The sequence below is a fragment of the Synechococcus sp. CB0101 genome (genome assembly GCF_000179235.2).
Taxonomy (GTDB): domain Bacteria; phylum Cyanobacteriota; class Cyanobacteriia; order PCC-6307; family Cyanobiaceae; genus Vulcanococcus.
In genome coordinates this window covers 2,783,413-2,789,616 of sequence record NZ_CP039373.1, presented here as the reverse complement: position 1 = coordinate 2,789,616, position 6,204 = coordinate 2,783,413, and the positions used below count along the sequence as shown (strand labels likewise).

7 protein-coding genes are annotated in these 6,204 nt (G+C 65.3%); 3 read left to right on the top strand and 4 right to left on the bottom strand.

Going from position 1 to position 6,204, the window contains the following annotated elements; all coding sequences use genetic code 11:
* Nucleotides 1-255 precede the first annotated feature (255 nt).
* Nucleotides 256-900, top strand: a complete 645-nt coding sequence (locus CB0101_RS15135; RefSeq protein ID WP_371413608.1) for a type II secretion system protein GspD — start codon at nucleotides 256-258, stop codon at nucleotides 898-900.
* Between the two features lie 4 nt (nucleotides 901-904).
* Here CB0101_RS15135 and CB0101_RS15130 read toward each other — a convergent pair whose 3' ends face one another.
* A complete protein-coding gene (locus CB0101_RS15130) occupies nucleotides 905-1,723 on the bottom strand; it encodes a pentapeptide repeat-containing protein (protein ID WP_010305368.1) in 819 nt (272 codons plus the stop codon).
* 94 nt (nucleotides 1,724-1,817) lie between these two features.
* Between CB0101_RS15130 and CB0101_RS15125 the strand changes: the two genes are divergently transcribed.
* Nucleotides 1,818-2,957, top strand: a complete 1,140-nt coding sequence (locus CB0101_RS15125; protein ID WP_010305364.1) for an aminotransferase class I/II-fold pyridoxal phosphate-dependent enzyme — start codon at nucleotides 1,818-1,820, stop codon at nucleotides 2,955-2,957.
* On the opposite strand, the gene CB0101_RS15120 is transcribed toward CB0101_RS15125, so the two are convergent.
* Nucleotides 2,918-3,994 (bottom strand): glycosyltransferase, encoded by a 1,077-nt coding sequence (locus CB0101_RS15120; protein ID WP_010305360.1) that lies wholly within the window; start codon nucleotides 3,992-3,994, stop codon nucleotides 2,918-2,920. The two genes, CB0101_RS15125 and CB0101_RS15120, sit on opposite strands and share 40 nt — an antisense overlap.
* Before the next feature lie 54 nt (nucleotides 3,995-4,048).
* Between CB0101_RS15120 and CB0101_RS15115 the strand changes: the two genes are divergently transcribed.
* The gene (locus CB0101_RS15115; protein ID WP_010305356.1) at nucleotides 4,049-4,789 is read left to right on the top strand and encodes a hypothetical protein; all 741 of its coding nucleotides are present in this window, start codon (nucleotides 4,049-4,051) and stop codon (nucleotides 4,787-4,789) included.
* Here CB0101_RS15115 and CB0101_RS15110 read toward each other — a convergent pair.
* Entirely contained in the window at nucleotides 4,779-5,660 is an 882-nt protein-coding gene (locus CB0101_RS15110; protein ID WP_010305351.1) for an NAD(P)-dependent oxidoreductase, read from the bottom strand. The genes CB0101_RS15115 and CB0101_RS15110 overlap by 11 nt on opposite strands.
* Entirely contained in the window at nucleotides 5,657-6,130 is a 474-nt protein-coding gene (locus CB0101_RS15105) for an EF-hand domain-containing protein (RefSeq protein ID WP_010305346.1), read from the bottom strand. Before CB0101_RS15105 ends, CB0101_RS15110 begins: the two co-directional genes overlap by 4 nt.
* Nucleotides 6,131-6,204 lie beyond the last annotated feature (74 nt).

Below are 6,204 nucleotides of genomic sequence, written 5' to 3'. Positions count from 1 at the left end.
ATTAATAATATCACCAATATTATTTCGGCTATTACCGGGCGTCAGACGTCTGCGAGTAGGACGAATTCATCAGCAAATACTCGATCGGATGCGTCGGATGCATCGTCTGGTCGGTCGAGTCAGGCGACTCGCTCATCAAATGCTCGTTCTGATCAGTCGAATGGCAAGTCTAGTTCGGCAACAAGCCGAAAGCGCCCGAATCCTGGCCTGAATTACCCGGACAGTGAGTTTTATGATTTCTTGCAGGCTCAAATCGTGTCCCGATCGACGAAGATTCTTGCTAGTCCTACGCTAATCCTTCAGGAAGGTGATGAGCCCTATGGCGGCAGTGATGCTGAGCGGATTTCGTCTGATGGAAAAATTGGCCGCTCCAAGACGAATGAGGCATTTGTTCGCGTGGGCACGCAGTATGTGACGGCCTATGCGGTGAAGCAAGATATTAATGGCAACAACTTCTGTGAGCCTAAGTTTGGCAATGCGGGTCTCACCTTCGGGGCTCGTGTTGACAAGATTGACGACAATGGGTTTGTGACGTTCTCGTTGTCTCCTGAGATTTCAGCTGCCGTTGGCACTCAGCAGATTGATCGCTGCGGAATTATCTACCAAATTAATGATCGCCTGCTGGATACCGGCAAGGTTCGAGTTCGTGATGGCCAAACGCTCATCCTCACTGGTGTGATTTCCGATGAGGATCGATCGGTTGTCACCAAGTGGCCGATTCTTGGGGATTTGCCGTTAGTTGGTCAGTTCTTCCGCCGGAGTTCGGGTGATCGCCGCAAGAGTGAGCTGGTGATCATGGTGACGCCCAGGATCGTGAAAGATGACCAAGGCGGTGATTACGGATATGGCTATCAGCCGTCAACACAGGATGCCCGAGGTTTTGTCTATTCGGGTGTGTGATGGTTCAAAATGGAGTGGGGGCAAACATCTTCATGGCTAGTGGTGCTAGCTGCTGAAACAGCGCGCCCGCTGTGCGTAGGAATCCTGACCCGTAGCCGTTGCCTGTTTGCTTCTTCTCTTTGCGCTCGAGCTGTTTGAGTTGTTCGCGCAGTTGTAGGGCGGTTGCCGTGTCGCCCTGTTGTTCAAATAAAGCCGCGGCGTAGGTGATGTCTTGCTGGGCGGGTTGCAGTTTGGCTTGCTGCGAGCGGGTGATGCCTCGCGCCAGCCAGGTGATCGCGGCATCCGGGTTCTTCAGCAGGGCACGGTTGAAGTAGTCCTCGGCTTCCAGGAGCCGCCCTTGCTGCGCAGCTTCCACTCCTGCGTTGTGCATGGAGGCATAGCTGCTCGCTTCCGCGCTAACGCCAGTGGCCCCTTTCCAGTGGCTGCTGGCGAGGGCATTCGGATCGAGCTTGGCACCACTGAGATCCGCCTCCCGCAGATCGGCTCCCTCCAAGTTGGCGCCTCTCAGATCGGCACCTCGCAGCGATGCCCCCAGTAGAGAGGCAAAACTCAGATTTGCCTGACGTAGATCCGCGCCATCCAGGCGGGAGCGGCTCAAGTTGGAGCGCTGCAGCTGAGCATTAACCAGCTCTGCATCGCGAAGGTCGGCGTGAACGAGGTCTGAATCCTGCAGTTTGCAGTTCTTGCAGCTGCCTTGTTCCAGTAGGCGTAGGAGGTCGTTGCCGCTGCGCGATTGCGCGATGACTCCACTCGGTAACGACAGGCTCAGGCCGCAGATCGCAGCGATCGCAGCCCCCTGGATGGTTTGGTTGCGCTGCGCCATCCCAGGTTGCTGCTTGCTGTGGGCCTTGTTGTACCGGACTGGTGGCGCAGCTGCATCCGTCAGGCTTCAGGCTGGGATCAGTTGCGCAGCGCTTTTGAGCGGGGTGGAGCCCCACGGCGGTAATCGCGAGGCACTGGCCCGGCGCTTGGGTTGCCGGCCTGATCAGTTGCTGGATGCCAGCGCTTCGCTGGTGCCCTTTGGGCCTCCTGCATGGCTGCGGCGCCATGTCGTCCGTGCGCTCCACAACGAGGCCCTCACCTCCTATCCCGATCGGGAGCAGTGGGCGCTCAGGGAGGCGATCGCGAAGAGTCACGGAATTCAGCCCCAGCAGGTGCTGCCCGGAAACGGTGCTGCCGAGCTGTTCACCTGGATCGCCCGCGACGCCGCGGCCGTAGGCATCAATTGGCTTCCGGCACCAGGCTTTGCCGACTACCGCCGGGCTCTGGCGACATGGGATGCCTGCTGTTGCGCTCAACCATTGCCCTTGCGCTGGCCGGCAGATGGTCCGCAGCCTTGGCCTGAGCTATCGCTCCCAGCTGAGGGCGTGCTCTGGCTCACCAATCCGCATAACCCCACGGGTCAGCTTTGGAGCCGAGCATCGCTCGAGCCGTTGCTGCGGCGCTTTGCACTGGTGGTGGTGGATGAGGCATTTCTGCCTTTGGTGCCTCGTGGTGAGCAGCAGAGCCTCGTGCCTTGGCTGGATCAACACCGCAACCTCGTGGTGATTCGCAGCCTCACCAAGGTGTTGTCGATTCCGGGGCTTCGCCTGGGTTATGCCCTGGGTGATCCCGAACGGCTGCAGCGTTGGCACCAGTGGCGTGACCCCTGGCCCGTGAATGGCCTGGCCGCAGCCGCAGGTCTGGCTTGGTTTGAAGTTCCCCGACGTGCGGAGCAGTGGCAGCGGCGGGTGCAGCGTTGGGTCACCCGTGAGGGGGCCTGGCTGCAGCGTGAGCTCGGGGCCTTGCCAGGCGTCACGCCGATGCCTTCAGCGGCCAATTACCTGCTGATCCGCGGGGAACGGGATGGACAGCCGCTTTCACTTCAGCTCCTGCGCGAAGCCCTGGAAACCCGCCATCGCATCCTGTTGCGCGATTGCCGCTCGTTCGAGGGGCTCGATGACAGCTGGCTACGCATCGGCTACCAGAGCCGTCGCGGCAACCGCCGCATCATCCATGCGATGCGCCAGGAGCTCCCTCAGGCGCTCAACTCCAGCAACACCCCCGCCAGCAACTGATCCGCATCCCGCACCGCCAGCCGCTCCATCCCGGCCCGTAGTTGCAGCAGCGGATCTACCGCAGGGTCGCAGCCCCTCAACCGAGGCCCCAGCAGCCGCCAGATCGCTTGCTCCAGCGCCGGGTGCTCCGGTGGGTGCTGCCACACGATCACCGCCGCGCCTAGGGCGGCGGCAGCACCGGCATTGGCGTCTTGGTGCTTGTCGGCGGCCTGGGGGAAGGGCACCAGGATCGTGGGGCTGCCGCACACGGCCAGTTCGCTGAGGCTGCCGGCGCCGGCGCGGCTGATCACCAGATCAGCGTGCTGGAGCAGGCCGGGTACCTCATTACTGAAGGGGCGCTCGGCGTAGGCGGGGTGCTGCAGCTGGCCGCTGTCAGGGTCGTTGCTGCCGCTGAGGTGCACCACCCGGCAGCCTGCGGCGAGCAGCTGGGGCAGCAGCGGTCGCACCATGCGGTTGAGCCCCACGGCCCCCTGGCTGCCGCCCATCACCACCAGCAACGGCCCGGATCCTGCGGGTACCCAGGCGGGCAGTGGCGCTGGTTCCAGAAACTCCCGTCGCACAGGGGTGCCCGTCACCCTTGGCTGGCAGCCGGGCAGGCGTTCGGCGGCCTGGGGCAATCCCACGGCCACGCGGCTGCAGAGTTTGCCGAGCAGGCGCGTCACCCGGCCGGGTACGCCGTTGGATTCGTGCAGCACCACGGGCACGCCGCACCAGCGGGCCGCCAGGATCGCCGGGGCTGCGATGTAGCCGCCGGTGCTGAACACCACGCGGATTCCCTCACGGCGGATCAGCTGGCGCACGCTCCAGCTGGCGCCCAGCAAGCGCAAGAGGTTGAGCAGTTTCTCCAGGCCGCGCCCCTGCAAGCCGCCGGCGTTCACGGTGTGGAGCGGGATGTCGGCTGGCACCAGTTCGGTTTCGAGCCGGTTGGGCACCCCCAGCCACTGGATCTGCCAAGCGGCCGGCAGGGCGCGAGCCACGGCCAGGGCCGGGAAGAGGTGTCCGCCGGTGCCGCTGGCCGCGATCAACAGGCGGGACATGGGCGCGGCGGGAAGGCGCGCCTAACTTAAGGGCCGTGTGTTGGTTGAGCCCCAGTGCTGTTGCGCCCTTTCCTGCCGGCTGCCGTTGCCCTGGCCGGATTGGTGATCGGGGTGGCAGCCCCGCTGCGGGCCGCCCCCAGCCTGCAAGCGCTGCAGGACGCCCTCAACAGCACCTCCCCTGAGGCCCTCACCGCCGTGCTTGAGCCCGGCAACGGCCTCGATCCCGATGAGGTGGCCCGCCGCCGTTTGCTTCTGCGTGAGCAGTTCCCCGACGCCAGCTGGAGCGTGCAGCCCGGCGCCCCGCTCAAAGACGGCCGCTCCACCACCCAGATCTCAGTGACTGGAAGCCGCGAGGAGGGGCCCTACCGCTTCCGCTTCGAGGCGCAGCAGCAGCTGGTGCTCGGCGATGGCGGCAGCCGCTTCAACAGCCAGGAGGTGATCCGCGAGAGCTCGATCTTGCGCAGCGGCGACAGCGACCTTCAGGTGAGCCTGCTGATCCCCGATGCGGTGCTCACCGGCCAGCGCTACGACGTGGATGTGGTGTTCGATGAGCCCCTCGATGGGGCGGTGGTGGCGGGGTCGCTGAAGCCGGTCACGGCCGGTGAGCTGTTGCGCATGCGCACCCCCGACCTCCAGCTCGAAGCCCTCGGCGGTGGCGGCATCTTCAAGAGCGCCCAGGCCCCCTTTCTGCCCGGCACCCAAACCTGGGCCGTGCTGCTGGTGCACCCCAAGGGCATCGTGGCCGCCAGCAAGCAGGTGCGCGTGGTCACCGATCGGGCCGCGCTCAGCTTCTGAACCAGCGGGCCAGGGCTGACACATCGAGATCGCCGTGCCCGTTGGCGAGCAGGGCGTCTTCCATGGCCGCCACCTGCTCGGTTACGGGCATTTCCAGCTGTTGGGCTGCAGCGGCCTCCAGGGCAATGCCCAGATCCTTGCGGTGCAGCGCCAACTTGAACCCCAGCGGGTAGTGGTCGTTGATCATCTGAGCGCTGCGGTGCTCCAGGGCCCAGGAGCCGGCGGCGCCGCCCTTGAGGGCTTCCACCACTTGATGGCGATCGAGCCCCAGCCGTTCGGCCAGCTGCAGGGCTTCGGCTACGGCGGCATAGCTGCCCGCCACCAGCACCTGGTTCACCGCCTTGGCTTCTTGGCCGGATCCCACCGGACCGAAATGGGTGATGCGGCTGCCGATCACCTCCAGCAGCGGCCGGGCCCGCTCCAAATCCTGAGCGTCGCCGCCCACCAACACCGAGAGGGTGCCGGCTTTGGCGCCTTCGGTGCCGCCCGTCACCGGGGCATCGATGTAGCCGACCTGCCGCTCGGCCAAGGCGGCCGCCAGGCGACGGCTGGTGGTGGGGCCGATGGTGGAGCAATCGATCACCAGGCTGCCGGGGCGCAGCCCAGCCACAGCGGCTTCTGTGCGGACTGCGGGATCGGCTCCGCCCAGTAGCACCGCTTCGGCGGCGGTGTCATCGCTGACGCAGAGCAGCAGCGCATCGGCCTGGCGGGCGGCGGCGGCGGGGCTGGGGGCCACCGCGGCTCCGGCGGCCTCCAGAGCAGCGCAGCGGCTGGGGGTGCGGTTGTGCACGGTGAGGCCGTAGCCCGCCTTCAGCAGGTTGAGGGCCATGGGGGTGCCGATGGCGCCTAAGCCGATCCAGGCCAGGTTCATGGGGATGGGTTGGGGGATGAGGCGCGCCGCCGTTCGGCCAGGCCCTGAAGTTCCGCTGGATCCACGCGACCATCGCCGTTGCGATCCGCTTGGCCGAAATGGCGCCTCAGCCATGCGAACGCCTCCGCTTCACGCCGATCGATCACGCCATCGGCGTTGCGGTCGGCCTGCTGAAAGAAGCGCACCGCCCGTTCACCGCGTGAGGCGCTGCTGGGCGAGAGGTCTTCAGGGCCCAGATAGCCACGCTGGCGGCGGTCGAGGCGCTCGAAGTGGCGCTCGAGATAGGGCTGGCCCTGCACTTCCTGGCGCTGCAGGCGCTGGTCGTTGTTGCGGTCGAGCCGTTCAAACAGCAGCCGCATGCGCTGCTGGTAGCTCTGCTGTTCGGCGGGGGTCTGCGCCAGGGCGCCAGCGCCCGCGGCCAGGCAGATCGCCAGGCTCAGGGCTCCCCATCCATGCAGCGTTCGGCGCATGGTTCAAGGCTATGGAGTGATGGCTCGATCCAGCGCGCTTGGGCCCCATGAAGCTGTGACCAGATCTGTCTGCG